Consider the following 22,609-nt stretch of genomic DNA (forward strand, 5'->3'; position numbering starts at 1 on the left):
TATCTTTTTTTAATACCAGATAGTAAAGTAAGGTATATCCAATGATAAATCCTATTACACCAGATAATTCATAATTAAAAAAATAAGATAATGATAGATTATTATCTCTAATTAAAATAATTACCCTAACTAAAACATAGACAGTTATAACAACCAAATAGTTTTTTCTATCTTTTTTGTACATATAATTTATCCCCATTTATAAAGAATTATTTTTTTCTGAATTTGTGAACGGAGTCATAGTTTCCAACTTGCTTAGTTCGTTTAGAATCAGAATAAGCTTTTACATTTTCTTTTACATAGTAATTTACAGAATCTTTATCTTCGTAAGTTGTAATAGTTAGATATACAGTTTTACCAGCTTTAATAGGTTTTTTTACAGAAGCTAAAAATCCACTAGATACAGCTCCAGTAAATTCGCCAACTTTCAAGGCACCTTTGATAAGCTTACCACCAAAATATGCAAAAGCCACGTTATATACCAAGTTTCCTACATTTGCTTTAAATTTTTCATCTTGTTTAGTATCGGAGTATTTCTTATTTATTTGTTTCCATTTCCAGCCCCCATCGGCAATAACTTGTCTAGCCGTTGGGGTAGATTCAGAAGGATTGTCTTCTATATACAATAAACCATCCTCTTGATAAGCTGCTTCTTCTTTAGTAATAGATACATTTTTTTCAATAAAAGAAGCTTGATCGGCTAAGACTACTGTAGAGGGAATTAACGTTGCTCCTAAAGCTATTGATGTCATTAACAATAATCCCGTTTTAAAATTTTTTTTTTTCATAAAATAAAACCTTCTTTCTTTTTGATATGCTCTTATCATTGCATGGGAAGGTTATTTTAGTAAGCACCTATTGGTTTACATTGTGACAACTTATAGTTGCTCTACTAGTTGCAACCATAAGTTGTCACAATGTAAACCAACAACTGATAGATTTTCCAACCAAAATGTCGTATGATTAAGTGAAAACAAAGGGAGGAATACAAATGGTTTTGGCGGATCGATTACGTGTACATAGAGAAAATAAGGGGTTATCACAAGCTGCTGTTGCAGAACAATTAAATGTTTCTCGTCAATCTGTTTCTAAATGGGAGACTGGAAAAGGCTACCCTGACATTGATAATTTAGTGCTACTTAGTAAAATATATGAAGTTTCAATTGACGAACTTGTCCAAGAAAATAAAGTCTTAAAGAAAAAAATTGAAGAAAATAACCAAACGATAGACGACCATCGTAAAAAACTAGATTGGATTCATAATCAGGGCATCGGTGATAAAGACGAAGGATTGCTTTTATTGATTGCAGTTATTGGTTTATCTGTAGCAGCACCGTTGGGTTTATTTCTTGCACCTATTATTATGAAACGGAATAAAAAAACCAACACATTTTACATGCTGATTAACATTGTAAGTGTGTGCTGCATTCTAATTAATTTGTATTTTACATTTATTATGGTTGGCGACTATCTTTTGTGGGACCAAAGAATTGAGGTGAACTATACACCTGATTCTTAAGATAAAACGGAAACATTAAGTTTAGAACCGTTTATTTTTGCACGAATATTGATAGTGGCTGTAGATGTGCCCACTTTTCGTTTTAAATAGTAAGTTGCTTGTTTTGAATTGTCGATTCGTAAAGATTTACTAGTAAATGAACCAGAAATAGCGGTAGCACTTGCGTTCTTTGTGGTAGTAATTGAGTTGTTTTTTACGATTACCTGATAACTAGCTTTCCATGAGCCTCTTCTTTCTGTTGACACAGTATATGTGCCATTGCCTAATGCACGAGAAAGAGAAGGCTCTTTTTCTATAGTGATAATTAGTTCTTCGCCTTCTTCTGTAATAACGTTAGTGACTTGTTTTTTTTCATTGAATAATGAGTAAGTAACGAATTCTTGATGTTCTTCAGCGTGACTAACGGTTCCTTTACCAATCATGCAAAAAAATAGTACTGCTCCCAAGATTAATGTCTTTTTCATATTGATCACTCCTTTTTTTGTAATTCAACCGTACAAAAAAGGAGATTGAAAGGAAAGCACCGTTCTGTTTACAGTGTGTCAACTCTTAGTTGCACATCAGTAGTGATAAGGGGTTCAGGGGAAAATTTTTAAATTTTGCATAACCTGAGGACTGCTAACTTATTAGACTTGCGGTTCTAAAAGAGTATGGTTCTTAATTTGAAGGTTGCCTCTCGAAAGTCATAACAAGTTGTTTGAAATCATAAAAATAGTTGAGTTGTAAATAGAGTATTCGAAAGAATGGAGTTTTATCCCATACCCTTTTTTTTGTATTAATTGATCGAAATGTAAAACGACAGAACTCAATAACATGATTACTTAATTAATATATAATCATTGATGTTATTAAAAAAAGATCTATCACTAAATAATTCATTTTTAATCATATATTTTTTAAATATTAAAAAAATATTCTCTTTACATCAGAAATATTTTAATGATATTATTAAAATGTATTTGTTTTATATTTATTTCAAAGAGATGGAAATAGGAGGAGAAAAATGAAAAAGAAAATGGGATTATTTTTTGTGTTGGTCAGTAGTTTATTACTCGGAGGAACAACTGGAGTGGCGCAAGAATTGCGTGAGCCAGTGCTAGCCGATAATGTGGAGGATCTGCTAGCACCAGAAGTCACTTCCAGAATATCTGCTTTTCAATCTGTAAGATCAGACTTAGTTTATGTACCTGCAACAGAAATTGAAGAGATTCAATATATTCAGAAAGAATATGCCCGTATCAAGCAAAACATTCAAACGTCTAATAAATTTGCGACACTTCCAGTATTGTCAAACGGGCAATACTCATTGGGAAATTTTAATCAATCGATTGAACAGAGTGCAGCGGAACAAATCAACTTTTATCGTACTCTTGCGGGTGTTCAGAAAACACCATTGGTAGCGGATTCATTTGAATTTACTCAACATGCATCAATAGGAATGGCCGCTATAAAAAAACAAAGCCATACATTAGATGTTGTGGCGGAAAAACCAGCAGATATGCCGGAAGCTTTTTGGAAAACAGCAAATGAGGCTTCGAGGGAATCCAATATACACTCAGCGTACAAAGAAGCATCATTAAATCATCATCAAGATGTTTTCTTGGTTGATTGGGGAACTGGCAACAAATCTGTTGGACATCGAGCGGATATTTTAGGCTTGGCTAGTGTGGATATTGGTTTTGGTTATGCTTGGGCGAATGAAATCAATCCTTCAGTTCCAAGTTATTTTACCTCGACTTATTTGAAAAAAGACTATAAAGGAATTTCAACTCGTTATGAGGAAGAACAAGTTGCTCATTGGCCAAGTAAAGATTTTTTCCCTTATGAGTTATATAATGTAGAAAATCCTTATAATACTTCTTATTATAAAAATAGTTTACCTGAAAAATATGAACAAAATATGCGTTGGTCTGTTCATTTTAATGAATTGGGTTACGAAGTGCCAGATCAAATTACTGCTACCTTAACTAATTTAACGACAGGAAAGACAGAGCAGATGCAAAATGATTCTTTAGGTGGAGAGTTAACGGTCGTGCGGGCTAAACCTGGGTATTATGCTCAAGGTGGTTATGCAACAGTAGTTTTCAGACCAAATAATCAATATATTGTTAATAAGAATGATCTGTATAAAGTTGAAATTACAGGACTTAAGAAAGCTGGGCAACCGTATGTTCATACATATACTACCCGGTTTATAGGGATGAATGATGAATACAAAGCAGAGGAAATTCCTATTTCAGAGCTTAAACTCTCGCCCAAAACAGCTAAACTAACTGTTGGGAAGAGTCAATCGTTAAAAGCTGAAATTTCACCTGAAACTGCAACAAACAGAACACTATCATGGTCGTCAAATAAGCCATCTGTAGCAACAGTTGATGAAAAAGGAACGGTGACCGGAAAAACTCAAGGAGAGTGTGTAATTACTGTTAAGGATTCTACAGGTAAGGTATCAGACAGCGCTGTAATTACAGTGGGAAATGAGGAAACTATACTTGTTGAGCGAGTTTTACCTTTATATGATTATTATAAAAATATAGATATTAATGAAGAAATTTTCTTAAACGCTATTGTATATCCAAAAGAAGCGAGCAATCAAGGCTATAGCTTTTTTGTATCAGAAAAAGATGAGCCGTATGTAACAATTGACCCTGTGAAAAAAACATTTAAGGCTTCAAAAGCAGGACCATATAATGTTTATGTTAAATCAGATGACGGGAACTACGTCTCACAGCATGTAGGTTTTTTGATGTTTAATGTTGGAACAGGTTATTACGTTGAAGATAATTTTTTCATGTATTTAGGAGATCCAATTAAACCAGAAGACCGCATTCGGGTAGAATCAGTATCTCTTCCAGAAAAATTAACGCTCAGTATCGATGAGGGCATTACTTTACAGCCGACAATCATGCCTGAAAATGCAAGTAATAAAAGCTGTCATTTTGATTCCTCTGATTCGTCTATAGTAGAGGTGACTCATTCGGAGGACGGAGAATTAGTAGCTAGGAAAAAAGGAACAGCGACGATAACTGTGTATACTAATAATGGAGCATTGGTGGCCACCAGTGAAGTTACAGTCAAATAATGAAAGAAACTATGCAACGCTAAATATACAAATCAAAATAATAGTAAAGAACGTGAGAAGACATAGCGCTGCTCCTCACGTTCTTTATTTTAATTTAAAACCTTCCGATAGACATGTGCTTCATAATCAGAAAGCATCATTTCATGTTGCAATGCTTTACACGCGGTATTCGCCAAAACTTCCTCCCAATCTGAAAGCTCCCAACTGTCTGGAAAGGTAATTGCGGTCAGTTCTCGATCTAATTGCACTAAGATCAGCCAACTTTCAGTTTCTGTTGTGCGTGTGTAGCTGAAAACAGTTGGATGATCAGGAAATAATAGTGTGAATTCTCCATGGATCAGAGCATCTGTTTCTTTACGTAAACGAATCAGACGTTGATAATGATGAAAAATACTGTTCTTATCCTGATCTTTTTGGACAGCGTTGATCGTTTGGTAATTCTTATTCACATTTAGCCAAGGGGTTACTGTTGAGAAGCCACCAAATGGTGAATCGTCCCATTGGAATGGTGTACGACTGTGATCTCGTGACCAATTGACTGCGATAGTTAATGCTTCTTTCGCAGGTGTTCCTTCTGCCAGCAAGGTTTGATAAAAATGAATCGTGTCAGCTGCGTCGAGTTCTTTGATTGAATTGAAAGGATAATTAGTCATGCCTAATTCTTGTCCTTGATAAATAAAAGGTGTTCCCTTCATTAACAGAAGAACTGTTGCTAACGCTTTGGCTGCTTCTGGTGAATGATCCCCGTATACTGAAACACTGCGTGGTGTATCGTGGTTTTCTAAATAAAGAGCATTCCAGCCATCAGTAGCCAAACTTGTTTGCCATTGATTTAGTGAATGTTTCAGATGATGAATGGAGCCCTTTTGACTCCCTTGTTCACCGACTCGTTGACAGTGCTCCAGTTCAAAAATCATATTAAAGTAACCGTGATCGCCCGTCCAGGCTGAGGCTTCAGAATGAGGGACACCGCTAGCTTCACCGACAGTCATCACGTTGTATTCATTAAAAATTGCTTTTAATTCAGCCAAATAACTTTCGATACCAGTTACGTTCATAAAAGGTGCCCATGGATTATCTGTAATCTTAAAATCCCACGGCTCTTTTTGAATATGACTGATGGCATCGATTCGAAAACCGTCGATACCAAGCTCTAGCCACCAACGGATCATTTGATAAATTTCATGCCGAACTTTAGGATTTGTCCAGTTTAAATCGGGTTGTTCTTTAGCGAACACATGGAAATAAGCTTGTTTTGTTGGTTCATCATAGGTCCAAGTAGAACCGCCGAAAAAGGATTGCCAGTCGTTAGGCAGCTGTTCTGGTGTTGCATCGGCCCAATGATAATAGTCACGGTAAGGGTTGTCCAATGATTTTCTTGATTCCAGAAACCAAGGATGCTGGTCGCTTGTATGATTCACGACCAGATCCATGATGATTTTTAAATTTAGTGCATGAGCCTCTTGTAATAAGGACTGGAAATCGTCCATTGTACCAAAATCTTCATGGATTGCTTGGTAATCTGAAATATCATAGCCGTTATCTGCATTTGGTGAAGCGTAAATTGGGTTGATCCAAAGAAAATCGATCCCAAGTTCTTTTAGGTAGGGCAGCTTTTGACGAATCCCGTTTAGATCACCGATGCCGTCATGATTACTATCTTTAAAACTTCTGGGATAAATTTGATAGCCGACTGCGTTTTTCCACCATGTATTTTTTTCTGTCAAAGGTTGACGTTTGATGTCGATTGCAGTGTTAGGCATGCACGTTTCCTCCTAATTTGACTACAAAGGCTTCGTAAGGTTCTAAGGTTCTATTCAAAAGAGTGCTGTAGTCTTTTTCGCTATTTGCAATGATTACTTTTTCGACAGTTGTTTCTAGTGAAAAGGTCTGTTTTTGATCGGAAAAGTTACAGACGATCAGCCAGGTTTCTCCTTCGTAGTGTCGATAATAAGCAAAAACTGTTTCAGTTGTATTTTCAAGTAATTCGAAACTGCCCCAAATAATCAGCGGATATTTTTTTCTAAGTGCGATTAATTGTTGATACGTATAAAAAAGAGACGTATGGTCTGCTAAAGCATGAGCAGCATTGATTTCGTGATAGTTTTCGTTCACAGCAAGCCAAGGAGTTCCTGTGGTAAAACCGGCATTTTTACTTGTATCCCACTGCATAGGTGTGCGAGCGTTATCCCGACCTTTAGCGTTGATGGAGATTAGGATTTCAGCTTCAGTATAGCCTTTTGCCATTCGATCAGCATACATATTTTTACTCTCGATATCTTCCACTTCTGAAATATCAGCGACTATCCGATTGGTCATGCCGATTTCTTCCCCTTGGTAAATATAAGGCGTGCCTTTCAGCATATGCAGCAAGATCGCCAGCATTTTACCGCTTTGAACACGGTATTCACGGTCATTGCCCCATCTTGAAATGATCCGCGGCAAGTCATGGTTATTCCAGAATAATGAGTTCCAGCCTTGATCGCCAAGTTCAGTTTGCCATTTGCTGAAAACAGTTTTTAATTCTGAAATAACAAGCGGACGTAAATCCCATTTGCTTTTTCCAGGTTGTTCATCTAAGCCGACATGTTCAAATTGAAAGACCATTGATAGTTCATTACGCTCGGGATCGGAATATAATTTTGCAATTTCAGGCGTAGCACCCCAGGTCTCTCCGACTGTCAGTAAATCCTTGCCGCCAAATGTTTTTGCATTCATCTCTTGCAGATAATCATGTAATTTGGGACCGTTTCCGGTGATTTTTTTATCCGGGAGCTTGCCGACGAGATCAATCACGTCCATGCGAAAGCCGCCGATTCCTTTATTGATCCAAAAATTCATCATATCATATACCGCTTGACGAACTTTGGCGTTTTCCCAGTTTAAATCGGGTTGTTTCTTACTAAATAAGTGCAGATAATATTCTCCTGTATGATCGTCAAATTGCCAGGCAGAGCCTAAAAAAGTTGATTCTAAATCGTTTGGTGCATCGCCGTTGACACTTGCTCGCCAAACGTAAAAATCACGGTAAGGATTATTTTTTGATGAACGAGACTCGATAAACCAAGGATGTTCATCGCTAGTGTGGTTGACGACTAAGTCCATAATGAGTTTAATGTCTCTTTTTTCTGCTTCATGGATCAATTGTTCCATGTCAGCCATCGTGCCAAACTCTGCCATAATCTGTTCATAATCACTGATATCATAGCCATTGTCGTCATTAGGTGAACGATAAACAGGGCTTAACCAAATGGCCCCAATCCCCAATGTTTTTAAATAGTCTAAACGTTGAATGATTCCTTGTAAATCACCGATGCCATCACCATTACTGTCTTGGAAGCTACGAGGATAAACCTGATAAACCACGGTTTCCTGCCACCAGTGAGCGGCTGTTTTGGGTTGGTTCATTGCTTTCAGTCCTTTCAGTCGTTTCGATCGAAGCAGCAAATCCAAAAGGCGCCAGCTCGATCGTTTCTGTATCTAAACGTTGTGCTCGTGTTGAAAATAGAGTATCTTCTTTTTTGATATAAACAGGGTGTGCTCCTGTGTTGAATATACAACGCAGACGGTTTTCTTTGTATTCGTAAGCGAAATCGATGATTCCTGTTCGTTCATCCGTTTCAAGCCAGCGCAGTTTTCCCTCTGAAAGTAGAATCTGGTGTTCTTTTCTAAAGGCAATCAGCTCTTTTACAAAGCCGTACATTTCCTGATCTTGTTGTTCAGGCTCCCAAACCATACATTTCCGACAATCAGGGTCAGCACCGCCGTCCATCCCATATTCATCGCCATAATAAAGACAAGGGACGCCTTTTTGTAGATAAGTAAAAACCATGACTTGTTTCATCAAATCCTTATTATGTTTAGCGATCGTCAATAAGCGCGGCGTATCATGTGAATCTAGTACATTGAACATAATTTGATTTGTCTGTTCTCGATAGAGCATTAATTGATGATTCAATTCGGAAATCATCTTGCTTAATGGAATCGTTTGATACACAAAATAGGAAAGGATTGCATCGGTAAACGCATAGTTCATGACTGCGTGAAATTCGTCTCCCTGCAGCCAGCGCTGTGATGAATGCCAAATTTCTCCTAAAATATAGATATCTTCCTTTGCTTCTGTACAAACATCGTGAAACTTGCGCCAAAAACGATGATCTACCTCGTTAGCAACATCCAAGCGCCACGCGTCAATATCGAATTCCTCGATCCAGTAGCGAGCGATCTTTAATAAATAGTTCTGTACCTCTTTGTTTGCCGTATTTAATTTTGGCATATGAGGGGTAAACGCAAATGTATCATAAGTAATATCATCAGAGAATTCAAAATTAGCTGTTGGTGTATAACTTACCGGGAATTTGTGAATGTGGAACCATTTAGCATAAGGAGAAGCTTCTCCGTTTTTGATAACGTCTTGCCATTGAGGAGAGAAGTCACCCATATGATTGAATACGGCATCTAACATGACGCGGATTCCTTTTTTATGACATTCTTCAACTAAAGTTTTGAATAACGCTTTATCCCCGAATGCTGTATCGATCTCAAAATAGTCGATCGTGTCATATTTATGATTACTGCCAGCTTGGAAAATTGGACAAAAATAAAGTCCATTGATGCCAAGATCAACAAAATGATCTAAACGATCCAACACTCCTTGTAAATCACCGCCGAAAAAATCATCTCGCTCGGGTGACATACGGCTATCCCATGGCAAAGTTCCCTTTGGATCGTTCCGAGTATCTCCATTGGCAAAGCGTTCAGGAAAAATTTGATACCAAACGGTTTCTTTTACCCATTGAGGTGCTTTGAAACGATCCGCTTCGTGAAAATAAGGTAGTTTAAAATAATTATTCGCCGTTTTTAATGTAGCTTCTTGATAAGGATAGAAGCCATGGTCTCCGTAGAACAAAATCGTTCCGTCCAATCCTTCTACTTTAAACGCGTAGCTTAGTCTGCGATGTAAGGCAGACACCTCAATGATCCAGTAATCATGAGTGGTAGTCGATAAATATTTTTCCATCGGAAGGGTTTGTTTGAACCATTCATGGTGATCCAATTGATAAGGATCACCATTGATCAAAGAAACCTGTTTGATATCTTCGCGACCTGTTCTTAAACGAATGTGCATTTTGTCGAGTGTGTATAGATAAGCAAACTCGCTTTCGGGTTGGTGGTGAATTGCAGCGGTATTCATATAGTTGTTTTCCTCCTACGATCAGCTCGTTGTTTTTCTGAAATCACCCATATTATGCCATATAAGAAAAACGTTTTCAATATGTTTTTCGCAATCGATTGCATTTGCTACTAATAAATAAAATGTATAGTGAAGTAATTGCTTAGAAAAATTATATAGCTAATTTAATCAGACTTTTTCTGACTAATAATAGATGTCTATTAGCTGATGAATGATTGGATTGAAAATTTATATATATTTTTATTGACATTTTACGCAAACGATTGCATAATACAAGAAGATCAATCATTTAAATAATTCCTAGGAGGAACAAAAGATGAAAAGAAATACGAAAAAGCTTTTAGGGTTAGGTGTGACAATGACAGCGGCAGCATTTATGTTAGCTGCGTGCGGGGGAGGATCATCAGAAGAAAAAAATTCTGCTGAAAATGAAAACGCTTCTATAAAGTTGTGGGTAGACGTAGCCTTTGTTGATACCTACAAACCTTTAGTTGAAGAATTTGAGAAAGAACACAAAGATTGGAAAGTGACGATCAAACCAAGCGAATCTGCTTCAGCACAAGAAAATTTGAAAAAAGACCCAAGTGCAGCAGCTGACGTATTTATGATGCCTCATGATCAGTTAGGACAAATGGTTGATGCTGGTATTATTTATGCAAACACAAAATATGAAGATAGCGTGAAAGAAAACAGTACGGAAAGTGCTATAGAAGCAGCAATGTATGATGGAAAACTATACGGTTATCCATATGGTGTTGAATCACAAATTTTATACTACAATAAATCAAAACTTTCAGAAGATGATGTGAAGAGTTGGGAAACGATGACATCTAAAGGAAAACTAGGTACAAACTTTGGCGAAGCAGGGGCAAACTATATCTTTACACCACTTTTCATGTCAAATGGAGATGAATTATATGGGGCAAACGGTGAAGATATTAATGGAACAAATTTTAATAATGACAAAGGAGTTCAAGTCTTAAAATGGATTCGCGAACAAAAAGACAATCCTGGCGTTATTCAATCAAATGCGGATGCATTATCTAGCTTAGGTAACGGAAAAACGGATGCTTTCATGTCTGGACCGTGGTCTAAAAATGATGTAGAAAAAGCTTTGGGAGATGATTTTGCGGTTGCTCCTTATCCAACAGTTGATTTAGGAAACGGCGAAGTGCAGCAAAAAGCCTTTTTAGGAGTTAAGTTGTTTGGTGTGAATGCTTCAACGAAAAGCCCTGTGGCTGCGATGGCATTAGCTGATTTCCTGACAAGTAAAGAAAACCAATTAACTGTTTTTGAAAAAAATGGTACCGTTCCAGCAAATAAAGAAGCACAAGAGGATGAAAAAGTAACCTCTGATGATGTGGCAAAAGCAGTAATGACGATGAGCGATGCTGACCATTCGGTTGTAATGCCTAAGTTGCCAGCGATGGTGTCATTCTGGGGACCTGTAGAAGCTGTGATCAACGACACTTACAATGGCAAAATTGCTGAAGATCAATATCTAACAAAACTAGATAAATTAGTGAAAGATACGAGCAAGTCAGATAAATAAAGAAAATCTTGAGAGGCAGAGTATGAAGTGAATGTGTGGACGTTTGCTTCATGCTTCTCCTCTTTTTACCACTGATTTAGTGAAAAAGAACAGGATGTGAATCGCAATGAAGTTGAAAACGAAAGCGGATGATCAAATTACATTTAGAGATTTATTCAAAAAAGGGGACAAATCGATAAAGCTCTCTTTTATTTTTATGGGCATGGCGAATATACTGAACGGTCAAATTAGTAAAGGGATTGCGTTTTTAGGGTTGCAGATCGGTTTTATCGCTTGGCTTGTGTTGAATGGGTTTCATGCATTGTCTATGCTGCAGACTTTAGGGACAAAATCTCAAGGCTGGGTCATGGACGAAGCGTTAGGGATTGAAGTGCAGCAGCCGGGAGATAACTCGATGTTGCTGTTGTTGTTTGGGATTGCTGCTATTATTCTGATTGTGCTTTTTATTTTTCTATACATTGTTAATCTTAGGAGTGCGCGTAAAATCTTTGTTTTGAAAGAAGCACATAAGCCGCTGCCGACATTAAAAGAAGATTTAAGTAGTTTGTTGAACGAAAAGTTCTATGTTACCTTGATGAGTATTCCGTTATTAGGAGTATTGGCATTTACGATTTTGCCGTTGCTTTATATGATTTCGATTGCTTTTACCAACTACGATCATAATCATCTACCTCCAAAAAATCTTTTTCACTGGGTTGGTTTTGCCAATTTTGGTAATGTGATCACTGGAGATATCGCGAGTACCTTTTTCCCGGTGCTAAGTTGGACGTTGATCTGGGCAGTGTTAGCTACTGCGACAACCTTTTTCTTTGGTATTTTACTGGCCTTGCTGATTAATGCTAAGGGGGTCAAAGGGAAAAAGGTTTGGCGGACGATTTTTGTGATCACGATGGCTGTTCCTCAGTTTGTCAGCTTGTTATTGATGGCAAACTTATTCAATGGCTCGGGTCCGGTCAATGCTATGTTACAAAACTGGGGCTTGATCGATCAACCGATTCCGTTTTTAACGGATGGTTTATTAGCAAAAATTACTGTTATTTTTGTCAACATGTGGGTCGGAATTCCGGTTACGATGTTAGTTGCGACAGGAATCATTACTAATTTGCCGGAAGATCAAATTGAAGCAGCTGAAATCGATGGTGCTAACAAGTTCCAGATATTCAGAAACATTACTTTCCCTCAAATTTTGTTTGTTATGGCACCAAGCTTGATTCAGCAGTTTATTGGGAATATCAACAATTTCAATGTGATCTTTTTACTAACGGGAGGGCAACCGGCCAATAGTAATTATCATTCGGCAGGAGAAACGGATCTGTTGGTTACTTGGCTATATAAACTAACAGTGACTGCCGCGGATTACAATTTAGCTTCCGTAATCGGGATCATTATTTTTGTTTTATCCGCAGTCTTCTCCTTGATTGCCTATACACGTAGTAGTTCATTTAAAACGGAAGGGGCGTAACAGCTATGAAATCGAAGAAAAGGAAGCATCTGATCCTCCATTATACGCTTTTGACCATTTTGTCGATTGTTTGGATCTTTCCGATTGTTTGGATCGTATTGACCAGTTTTCGTAGTGAAGGCGGCGCTTTTGTAACATATTTTATCCCAAAACAATTTACTCTTGAAAATTATAAAATGTTGTTGACCAGCTCGACGTATCCGTTTGTACAGTGGTTTTTAAATACCTTATTTGTTGCAGTTTGCAGCTGTATTTTATCCACGCTGATTACGATCGCGATGGCCTATTCACTTAGTCGTCTCCGTTTTAGAGCGAGAAAGCCGTTTTTGAAGCTGGCGTTAGTGTTAAATATGTTCCCTGGGTTTATGAGTATGATCGCTGTGTATTATATTTTGAAGGCGATGAATTTGACTGGAAGCTTACTCGCGTTGATTCTGGTGTATTCTTCAGGTGCTGCGTTAGGTTTTTATATTGCAAAAGGCTTTTTCGATACGATTCCGATGGCATTGGATGAATCAGCGATGATCGATGGAGCAAGTAAATTTGAGATTTTCACGAAAATCACTTTGCCGTTAAGCAAGCCGATCATTGTCTATACTGCTTTGATGGCCTTTATGGCACCGTGGATGGACTTTATCTTTGCGAAAATTATTCTAGGCGATAACGTCAATAAATATACGGTCGCTATCGGACTGTTTACGATGCAGACGAGAGATAAAATCGATCAGTACTTTATGGCATTTACCGCAGGTTGTGTACTGATTGCTGTACCGATCACGTTGTTGTTTATCTTTATGCAGAAATATTATGTGGAAGGAATCACGAGTGGTTCTGTGAAAGGGTAGAAAAGGCAAAGGAAAGCTTTAGTTATCGGTTATAAAAATTTAAGTGATTAGGATGTAACCTGAAAGGGGATGTCCTAATCACTTTTTTGCTAGCTTGGGAAGCAGTATTTATATGTAAAAATTTGGCAATGGTCTAGCGTGTATATCGTTAAAGAAATCGAGACGCAGTGGGTTGAAGTCCTCGTTATCCTCGTCTTTGAGTCAACAGAGAGTTTTGTCCTTCAACTACATTTGCGATCTCGATAGCTAAATTTTGTCGAGTAATAGGGTCGTATTTTTTAAAAAGCATATTTACCACGGGGATTTTCTTAAAAAATAAAATCATTTTGCCGCCTAAAACAGATGTTGGTCGTTGCTGATCCATGACTAGGCTGGGATAAATGATTGTATGTGGAAATGTCTGGTCGTTAAGGAGCTGTTCAGCCTCACGTTTTGCCTGCATGTATCGTTGGAAAGGGAATGGCGCGTTGTTTGCAGATAAAAATAGGCACTTTGCTGGCATAGTTTGTTGATTCAGAAAAGCTGCGATTCGTTTGATCGGTTCCACGATAAAACGATCGTATGTGCTATTTTTTGCTGGATCTTCTTTAAGAATGCCGATGGCGTCTATAACCCAGTCTGCCTCTTTGACTGCTGTTTGCCACTTAGTGTCATTTAAAATATCGGAATGCAGCCAATGAACGTTTCTTGCCCACTCATCTGTCAGTCTGTCAGGTTGCCCATGACGGGATATGCTGGTTACAGTATGCTTGCGCTGAATTAATTCTTTACATACTGCGGTTCCGATAAAACCACTGCCGCCGAAAATCACTATGTTCATTCGCTTCACCTGCTTTCTTATGGATAGTGTAACTTAACAAGAGAGAAGTATAAAAGAATTTGATTGTACTGTACTGTTGATAGATTGGAAGTGTTTGGAGCTTGAATAAAAGACGGAAGCAGAAGTAACTCTTCCGAGAGTAAACTTCTGTTTCCGTCTTTGTAGTTATTCAATAGTGATCGCTACACCGAAATGATCACTGATGACAGGTGTTTGTTTTCCGTTGAACACGATTTGATACTGTTGGACGCTTAATTCAGGTGAAGTAAAAATGTAGTCGATCCGTAATTGTTCTCGATTATCGCCCCAGCCGTCGATTGCTTTTTCGACAGTAAACTCTCCATCCGTTTCTTTTGCAGCTAAAAAGCTATCTTGTAATTGCAGAGTACTGTTGCAGACAAGGTCATAACCAGTTTCTTTTACTGAAGCAGGATTATTGAAATCACCCATTAATAAATAAGGAGCTGGATAGTCTTTCAACGCGTTTTCTGTTTGTATCCATTCATAGGAAAATCCTTCAGTTTGATGCCACCATGAATAATGACAGCTTGCTGCGGTGACGGGGTGATTTCCTAAAGTCGTTTGGGCAATTAAAATGACTCTTCTACGATAGTCGGTGGGATCTTGTTCTGCTGAAACGACGATTGCTTCTGGTTTAAGCGGCTGTTTGGATAATAAAGCGACGCCTTCGTGATAAAGATCATAGCCGATGTGATTATATGTCCAGCTCCAATGATAGGTCTGTTGCTGTTGTTCTAATAGCTGGACCAACAAATAAGCAAAATTGTCTTCATGGATCGCTGATTGCTTATCCGTTGGGTGGAAATTAGGTATTGCGAAAACAGGTTGGCTATCGATACGTTGATTTACCTCTTGTAAGGCGATTAGGTCATAGTTTTCTGTTATGATTTGTTTAGCTAGTTGCTGCAGTTTTTCTAAAGGATGTTTTTCCATCCAGCTGTGTGTGTTTAAAGTTAGGACTTTCATATATTCTCCTTCGGGAAAAAACAGGATTAGGAAAAAAGCGCCTAATCCTGTTTCGCATTCTATTATTAAATCTCTAGTTTTCCGATTGATGTTCCAGGGACTTGCTCACCTGTTTGTTCTAATGTAAATTGTTTGATCTTGTCGCCGTTGGTAAAGACAACAATCATTGTTGTTTGCTTGCCGGCAGCTTCGATTTTTGCTAGATCTGCAGTGGCAATCACATCACCAGCGGAAACCTTTTGACCTTCAGTGACAGCGATTGTAAAAGCAGGTTCTTTCATCTCGACAGTATCGAGCCCCATGTGAACCAAAACCTCTATGCCTTCGTCTGTTTGGATTCCTAAAGCGTGTTTTGATGGGAAAATACTGCTGATCACACCATCGATTGGTGCATAGATCGTATTCGTTTTAGGAATCACTGCAAAGCCATCGCCCATCATTTTTTGTGAGAAAACCGGATCATCGACTTGGTCGATCGTAATAACGGTTCCTTGGGCGACTGGAACGAGTGTCTTAGTCGTGCCGAGGAAGTTCGCGGCTGAATGTTCTTGATCAGAATCGCTTTGTGTTATCGTTTGAGGTTCCGGAATGTTTGCGCCAGAATCCAATAAATCTTGGATATCTGATTTTAGCACATCTGCTTTAGGTCCGTAAACTGCCTGAACGCCGTTGTCTTTTACGATCAGTCCCATAGCACCAGCTTTTTTCCAAGCCTCTTCATTACCCACTTTTACTTTGTCCTGTACGCTAACACGTAGACGCGTCATACAAGCATCAACATCAACGATATTTTCTTTTCCGCCAAGTAAGTGGATGATATCGATGATTTGTGGATCGATTCCATCGATGCTTGCTCCATTGCTAGAATGAGTGTCGTTTTGAGCATCACTATTATCATAGTTGCCGTTTCTGCCTGGTGTGGCAAAGTTGAATTTTTTGATCATGAAATTCGCAATGACATATGTGAGTAAACCGAAGACAATCACACAAAGGACGAAATTCAATAGATCCATACCTAGACCAGCTTTTAAGGCTAAAGGTGTTCGGGTCAGCAGCTCAATGTTTCCGAAAGAATGGACACGTAACGAAATGATGTCCGCCATAGCGAAAGCTGCACCTTGAATCACTGCGTAAACAACATAAAGCGGAACTGCGGCAAACATAAACATAAATTCTAGTGGTTCAGTAACGCCGGTTAAAAAGACTGCTAAGGCTGCTGAAAGATACATTGATTTGTAGCTTGAACGTTTGTCAGGATCAACATTACGATACATCGCAGCGGTCATTCCCATTAAGATACCAGAAGCGCCGATCATTTGTCCGACTTTAAAACGTGCGGGTGTCCAGTTGTTTAAGACGAAATTATATTGAGACATATCGCCTGCGCCTTTTAGATTGACTAAGTCAGTTGCCCAAGCTAGCCATAATGGATCTTGTCCAAAAACCTGTGTTCCTGCCTGTGCACCGGATAGAATTTCATACGTTCCGCCTAATTGGGTATAATTGATCGGAATCGTCAACATATGATGAAGACCGAACGGTAAGAGCAGACGTTCTAAAGTTCCGTATAAAAATGGTGCCAAAATAGGTGCGGTATCCTGTGACTGGGCAATCCATAAACCAAAATTGTTGATTCCAGCTTGGATAGAAGGCCAAATAATTGCTAAAAGAAGAGAGACGATCGTTGACCAAAAAATGACTACAAAAGGAACGAAGCGTTTGCCATTGAAAAAGGACAGTGCATCAGGTAATTTACGGAAGTTGTAGTATTTGTTGAAGGCCATAGCACCGACAAAACCTGCAATGATTCCGACGAATACCCCCATATTTAAAGCTGGTGCTTCCAATACACTAGTGAAAAAGCCTTTGACCATAATTTTTGTCCCGAACAATGTGTGAGTGAACGCTTTGTCATCTGCCAGCATTTCACTTGTCACACCGAAGATCGATCCAGTGATTCGATTGATCAATATGAAGGAAAGTCCGGCAGCGAATGCTCCGCCTGCACGTTCTTTTGCCCAGCTTCCCCCTATCGCTAATGCGAATAGGATATGCAGATTACCAATTACTGCCCAACCGATATTTTCTATCACTCCGCCTGTAGTTGCTAAAGCAGTCCAGTCAGGGTTGATCAAAGGAATCGTTTTCCCGATGCTGATCATTAATCCTGCTGCGGGCATGACGGCGATCACGACCATCAATGCTTTTCCAAATTTTTGCCAAAACTCAAAACTTAATAATTTTTTCATTTTATTCTCTCCTTTGCAATATTTACGCAATCGTTTTCGTTGATTTAAGTATAAAATAGATTTTTATTTTTGTAAACCCTAAACTAATACGTTGTTTTTTTGAAAGGATAAATTTGTTCGAACTATCAATAGTGGTTTGTTTTTCTAGAATATTCAATAATGAACAAATAAATAATTGACAATGCAATCGGTTGCGTTTATTATGGTCTTAAGGAACGAAACAAGTTTAGGAGGAAAGAAAATGAATCATCTATTTGAAATAGATCCATGGAAAATTGCCACGCATCAATTAGAGCGTGAAGAACGTCGCTTACAAGAGTCTTTGACATCGATGGGGAACGGCTATATGGGAATGCGTGGTAATTTTGAAGAACGTTATACAGGTGACCATCATCAAGGAACCTATTTAGCGGGCGTCTGGTATCCAGATAAAACAAGAGTCGGTTGGTGGAAAAATGGGTACCCGGATTATTTTGGTAAAGTGATCAATGCGTTGAATTTTATTGCAATGGATATATTTGTGAATGGTGAAGCTGTAGATCTAGGTTTACAGGAACCAAAAGATTTCTATTTAGAACTAGATATGCATAATGGTTTATTAACGCGGACGTTTATTCTTGAGAGTGAAAAGGCAACGATCAAATTTCGCTTCGAACGTTTTTTGAGTATTGTACAGCAGGAGTTAGCAGTTATTCGAGTGAGTGCGGAAGTGCTTAAAGGGAATGCAGATATTCAAATCGTGTCAAAAATCGATGGTGATGTTCGCAATGAAGACAGTAATTATGATGAAATGTTTTGGGAAGCACGCAATGCTGGTTTTGACGGAAATATCGGCTTTTTGACTACTTGTACGATTCCTAATGCATTTGAGATCGAGCAATTTAGTGTGACTGGCGCTATGAAACACGTAACCACGATCGAGGCGGCAGCTAGTGAAACAGAACCGCTTAGTGTACAACAAATTTTTCATCAAACACTTGCTGAAAATGAATCGATGACCGTGGAAAAACAAGTCATTATTTTGACAAGCCGCGATATACCAGAAGCGGAACAGCAAGCAAGAGCGATACAATTATTGCAGGAAAACACCAAAGGGTTTAAAGAGCTGCTTGATGAACAAAATAAAGCTTGGGAGAAACGCTGGGCTCTTGCAGACGTTACGATCGAAGGCGATGACGCAGCACAACAGGGCATTCGTTTTAATTTATTCCAGTTATTTACTACGTATTATGGAGAAGATGAGCGTTTGAATATTGGTCCAAAAGGCTTTACCGGCGAAAAATACGGAGGGGCTACTTATTGGGATACAGAGGCATATGCAGTGCCGCTATATCTTGCTTTAGCCAAACCAGGAGTAACGAAAAATCTTTTGAAATACCGCTATAATCAATTAGAACAAGCCAAACATAATGCGCGTCAACAAGGACTGGCAGGAGCCTTATATCCGATGGTGACCTTCACTGGTGTCGAATGTCATAACGAATGGGAAATCACCTTTGAAGAAATCCATAGAAATGGTGCGATCGCCTATGCAATTTATAATTATGTAAACTACACAGGTGACAACGACTATCTGAAAAATGAAGGCTTACAAGTATTGACAGAAATCGCTCGATTCTGGGCTGATCGGGTTCATTACTCTAAACGCAATGGAAAATACATGATCCACGGTGTAACAGGACCAAATGAATACGAAAATAATGTCAACAACAACTGGTATACAAATACGATCGCAACCTGGGTACTCCAATATACATTGGAAAATTATCTTAAGTATCAAGAAGAAACAACGGTGAAGATTACGCCAGAGGAACAAACGAAATGGCAGGACATCATTGAACATATGTACTATCCATTTGATGAGGAATTAGGTGTTTTTGTTCAGCACGATACCTTTTTAGATAAGGATTTGATGCCAAGTAGTGATCTTTCACCAGCGGATCTGCCGTTGAATCAGCATTGGTCATGGGATCGGATTCTACGTTCTTGCTTTATCAAGCAGGCGGATGTATTACAAGGAATCTATTTCTTCGGTGAACGCTTTACACAGGCTGAAAAAGAACGCAATTTCTCATTTTATGAGCCAATGACCGTTCACGAATCTTCTTTATCGCCAAGTGTTCATGCAATTTTAGCAGCAGAACTTGGAATGGAAGAAAAGGCAGTGGAAATGTATCAGCGAACAGCCCGCTTAGATTTAGATAACTACAATAATGATACAGAAGATGGTCTGCATATTACATCGATGACAGGTAGCTGGCTAGCAATTGTTCAAGGCTTTGCTCAAATGAAGACAGCAAATGAGACACTGAGCTTTGCGCCATTTTTACCAAAAAGCTGGACAAGCTATGCCTTTCATGTGAATTACCGTGGACGCTTGCTTTATATTAGGGTCGATCAAAAAAATGTACGGATAGAATTAGTTTCAGGACCAGAGTTATCACTTGTACTTTATGGAGAAACGAAGATTTTGGCAGATGAATTAGTGCTTGAAATGGAAAAGGTGAATGAACATGTTTAAAGGTGTGCTATTTGATTTAGACGGTGTATTGACAGACACAGCAGAGTATCATTACCGGGCATGGAAACAATTAGGTGAAGAAATCGGGATCAGTATCGATCGTACGTTTAATGAAGAATTAAAGGGTGTTAGTAGAGAAGATTCCTTAAAATTATTACTGGCCCATGGCGGTCGAACAGCTGATTTTACGTCGGAACAGTTTGCAGCTTTGGCACAAAGAAAAAATGACTATTATGTAGAAATGATCCAGAATGTTGGTCCGACAGATGTGTATCCAGGGATTTTATCATTGCTTAAGCAGCTAAAAAAGGAAGAAATCAACATTTCATTAGCTTCGGCTAGTAAAAATGGTCCCTTTTTATTGGAAAAAATGGCATTAATGACGTATTTCGATGGTATTGCTGATCCAGCAAAAGTAGCAAAAGGAAAGCCGGATCCTGAAATTTTTCAACTGGCAGCATCTGAAGTTGGCTTAACTGCACCAGAATGTATGGGGATAGAAGATGCTAAAGCAGGAATCCAAGCAATCATGGCAAGCGGAGCTGTACCGATCGGTGTTGGGCGAAAAGAGGATTTAGGAAAAGATATTCCGTTAGTTGCTTCAACAGAAGAATTGACACTGGAGTTATTGACCTCTGTTTGGCGCTCAGAGAAAAAAGAATAAAAGATTCTAAGGCAATGAATGGACACAGATAAAAAATGACGATAGCAACGAAGTACTGATCTATGGTATTATTTTCTACGACGGAATGATTCCGAGATGAAAAATATGAATCTAGAAAGGCGTGAAACTGATGACGATTACTGTGAAAGATGTTGCGAAAAAAGCAGGAGTTGCTACATCTACCGTATCAAGAGTGATCAATGATCATCCGAGCATTTCAGATGCGACAAAGAAAAAAGTCTATAAAGTAATGGAAGAGATGGGCTATGTTCCAAATATCGCAGCACGCAATCTCGGTAAACGATCCTCGGGAGCAGTAGGTGTGGTTTTACCGCCACTAGATTCACGAGAGCGAATGGGCAATCCCTTTTACTTAGAGATTATCGAATCAATCAATAGTGAAGCGCGCAATCATGATATGACAACAGCGATTGCAACAGCACAATCTTTTGAAACCTTACTAGAAAATGTTCAGCTGATGCATCGTCAAAAACAGGTAGACGGTTTTATTCTGCTCTATTCAGATAAGGATGATCCTGTGATCAACTATTTATTTGAGAACCAAGTGCCATTTTCTTTGATTGGTCAACCGTATACCAATGAAGACAAAGTGATTTATGTCGATAATGACAATCAGCTATTGGGCAAGCATGCAACAGACTTCTTGATCGAAAATGGGCATAAAAATATTCTGTTTATTACAAATACAACTCATGAAAATATCTATTATGAACGTTATTTCGGCTACCAAAAAGCGATGATGGTTGCTGGATTAACGATGCATCCTTCTGTAGATATGGAAAGTCCGGCAGATTATGTTGCTTTTGAAGACTTACTAAAGGAAACAAAAGCAACAGCGGCTGTCGTGATCGATGATATTTTTGCCATGCGAATGATCCAGCTGGCACAAATGTATGGTTATCGTGTTCCAGACGATTTTTCTGTGATCAGTTTCAATAATTCGATTTATTCGACATTGGTACATCCGTACCTCACGAGTATCGATATCGATATTGCCGAACTTGGTAAAATGGGGATGCAGAAGCTGATCGACGCTTTGCAGCAAAAAGAACCGACAGGAGTTCGTCTAGTAATCCCGCATCAGTTGATCAAAAGAGAATCAGTTTTAGCCTTGCAAACAACTAACGAGTAATGGACTGAAATGGAAAGTCTGTATCCTTTTTCGAGAGTGGCTTTGTATAAAAAGAACTTGGATTATTAGAGATCAAATGAATAGTAGCCGAAGAGTCTGACTTTTGGCGCCTTTCATTACGTTTTAAAGTGCTTAAGAAATGTATGTTTCGTTTCGATAGCACTTTTTTTGTTGACAAAAAACGACTACAATTGTAAACTTTAGTTGTTCATTGAAAAGGAGTGGAAAATAATGATAAAAGCAATAACTGATGAAAATTTTGTTCAAGAGACCAGTCAAGGGATCATTTTAGTAGAATTTTGGGCAGAATGGTGCAGTTACTGTAAAATGCTGGAGCCAGTCTTAGAAGAGTTAACTCGTGAATACTCATCTAATATTCAGATCAAATCAATCAACGTTGAAACAAATGAAGCAATACCTGCAAAATATGACGTAATGAGCTTGCCAACAATGATTCTATTTGAAAATGGAGAAGCTAAAGAGAAAATCGTCGGCTATTATCCAAAAAAAGTGTTAAAAGAATACATTGAAGAAGTAATCCAAAAATAAGGTGTTGACAAA

General features: G+C 38.4%; 17 protein-coding genes. 9 read left to right on the forward strand and 8 right to left on the reverse strand.

From position 1 onward, the window contains the following. Positions 1-209 precede the first annotated feature (209 nt). A complete protein-coding gene (locus BCR25_RS15010) occupies positions 210-788 on the reverse strand; it encodes a hypothetical protein (RefSeq protein WP_069664398.1) in 579 nt (192 codons plus the stop codon). Between the two features lie 203 nt (positions 789-991). Here BCR25_RS15010 and BCR25_RS15015 point away from each other — a divergent pair, with 203 nt between their 5' ends. Beyond that, the gene (locus tag BCR25_RS15015) at positions 992-1,519 is read left to right on the forward strand and encodes a helix-turn-helix domain-containing protein (protein WP_069664399.1); all 528 of its coding nucleotides are present in this window, start codon (positions 992-994) and stop codon (positions 1,517-1,519) included. On the opposite strand, the gene BCR25_RS15020 is transcribed toward BCR25_RS15015, so the two are convergent. Continuing rightward, positions 1,516-1,983 (reverse strand): DUF5626 family protein, encoded by a 468-nt coding sequence (locus tag BCR25_RS15020; protein ID WP_069664400.1) that lies wholly within the window; start codon positions 1,981-1,983, stop codon positions 1,516-1,518. The two genes, BCR25_RS15015 and BCR25_RS15020, sit on opposite strands and share 4 nt — an antisense overlap. Before the next feature lie 539 nt (positions 1,984-2,522). Here BCR25_RS15020 and BCR25_RS15025 point away from each other — a divergent pair. Then, positions 2,523-4,601 (forward strand): Ig-like domain-containing protein, encoded by a 2,079-nt coding sequence (locus tag BCR25_RS15025; RefSeq protein WP_069664401.1) that lies wholly within the window; start codon positions 2,523-2,525, stop codon positions 4,599-4,601. An 89-nt stretch (positions 4,602-4,690) separates the two neighbouring features. Here the strand turns inward: BCR25_RS15025 and BCR25_RS15030 are convergent, their stop codons facing one another. The 3 genes from BCR25_RS15030 to BCR25_RS15040 are packed head-to-tail and all read right to left on the reverse strand — an operon-like array spanning position 4,691 to position 9,795. Then, on the reverse strand, positions 4,691-6,364 hold the full coding sequence (locus BCR25_RS15030; RefSeq protein ID WP_069664402.1) for a glycoside hydrolase family 13 protein: 1,674 nt from the start codon (positions 6,362-6,364) through the stop codon (positions 4,691-4,693). Next, positions 6,357-8,009, reverse strand: coding sequence for a glycoside hydrolase family 13 protein (locus BCR25_RS15035; protein WP_069664403.1), 1,653 nt, complete (start codon positions 8,007-8,009; stop codon positions 6,357-6,359). Before BCR25_RS15035 ends, BCR25_RS15030 begins: the two co-directional genes overlap by 8 nt. After that, complete coding sequence (locus BCR25_RS15040) at positions 7,942-9,795, reverse strand: glycoside hydrolase family 13 protein (protein WP_069664404.1); 1,854 nt, start codon at positions 9,793-9,795, stop codon at positions 7,942-7,944. The genes BCR25_RS15035 and BCR25_RS15040 overlap by 68 nt, the downstream gene beginning before the upstream one ends. 316 nt (positions 9,796-10,111) lie before the next feature. Here BCR25_RS15040 and BCR25_RS15045 point away from each other — a divergent pair, with 316 nt between their 5' ends. From BCR25_RS15045 to BCR25_RS15055, 3 genes are all read left to right on the forward strand, one after another. Continuing rightward, positions 10,112-11,347: an extracellular solute-binding protein gene (locus BCR25_RS15045; protein WP_069664405.1), complete on the forward strand. Its 1,236-nt coding sequence runs from the start codon at positions 10,112-10,114 to the stop codon at positions 11,345-11,347. 106 nt (positions 11,348-11,453) lie between these two features. Then, positions 11,454-12,809, forward strand: a complete 1,356-nt coding sequence (locus BCR25_RS15050) for a carbohydrate ABC transporter permease (RefSeq protein ID WP_069664406.1) — start codon at positions 11,454-11,456, stop codon at positions 12,807-12,809. Positions 12,810-12,814: 5 nt separating this feature from the next. After that, on the forward strand, positions 12,815-13,654 hold the full coding sequence (locus BCR25_RS15055) for a sugar ABC transporter permease (RefSeq protein WP_069664407.1): 840 nt from the start codon (positions 12,815-12,817) through the stop codon (positions 13,652-13,654). A gap of 184 nt (positions 13,655-13,838) precedes the next feature. Here the strand turns inward: BCR25_RS15055 and BCR25_RS15060 are convergent, their stop codons facing one another. The 3 genes from BCR25_RS15060 to BCR25_RS15070 form a co-directional block, all read right to left on the reverse strand. Beyond that, a complete protein-coding gene (locus tag BCR25_RS15060; protein ID WP_069664408.1) occupies positions 13,839-14,474 on the reverse strand; it encodes an SDR family oxidoreductase in 636 nt (211 codons plus the stop codon). 165 nt (positions 14,475-14,639) lie between these two features. Then, positions 14,640-15,461, reverse strand: a complete 822-nt coding sequence (locus BCR25_RS15065) for an endonuclease/exonuclease/phosphatase family protein (RefSeq protein ID WP_069664409.1) — start codon at positions 15,459-15,461, stop codon at positions 14,640-14,642. Positions 15,462-15,526: 65 nt separating this feature from the next. Further along, on the reverse strand, positions 15,527-17,710 hold the full coding sequence (locus BCR25_RS15070; RefSeq protein ID WP_069664410.1) for a PTS transporter subunit IIBC: 2,184 nt from the start codon (positions 17,708-17,710) through the stop codon (positions 15,527-15,529). 181 nt (positions 17,711-17,891) lie between these two features. On the opposite strand from BCR25_RS15070, the gene BCR25_RS15075 reads away from it, so the two are divergent. From BCR25_RS15075 to trxA, 4 genes are all read left to right on the forward strand, one after another. Continuing rightward, positions 17,892-20,231 carry a glycoside hydrolase family 65 protein gene (locus BCR25_RS15075; RefSeq protein WP_281247194.1) on the forward strand — a complete coding sequence of 780 codons (2,340 nt, stop codon included), beginning with the start codon at positions 17,892-17,894 and terminating at the stop codon, positions 20,229-20,231. Next, the gene (gene pgmB / locus BCR25_RS15080; RefSeq protein ID WP_069664412.1) at positions 20,224-20,895 is read left to right on the forward strand and encodes a beta-phosphoglucomutase; all 672 of its coding nucleotides are present in this window, start codon (positions 20,224-20,226) and stop codon (positions 20,893-20,895) included. The genes BCR25_RS15075 and pgmB overlap by 8 nt, the downstream gene beginning before the upstream one ends. A gap of 130 nt (positions 20,896-21,025) precedes the next feature. After that, a complete protein-coding gene (locus tag BCR25_RS15085; protein ID WP_069664413.1) occupies positions 21,026-22,048 on the forward strand; it encodes a LacI family DNA-binding transcriptional regulator in 1,023 nt (340 codons plus the stop codon). Between the two features lie 231 nt (positions 22,049-22,279). After that, entirely contained in the window at positions 22,280-22,597 is a 318-nt protein-coding gene (trxA, locus tag BCR25_RS15090; RefSeq protein ID WP_083242712.1) for a thioredoxin, read from the forward strand. Positions 22,598-22,609: the final 12 nt, after the last annotated feature.

The sequence above is a fragment of the Enterococcus termitis genome (genome assembly GCF_001730305.1).
GTDB lineage: Bacteria > Bacillota > Bacilli > Lactobacillales > Enterococcaceae > Enterococcus_L > Enterococcus_L termitis.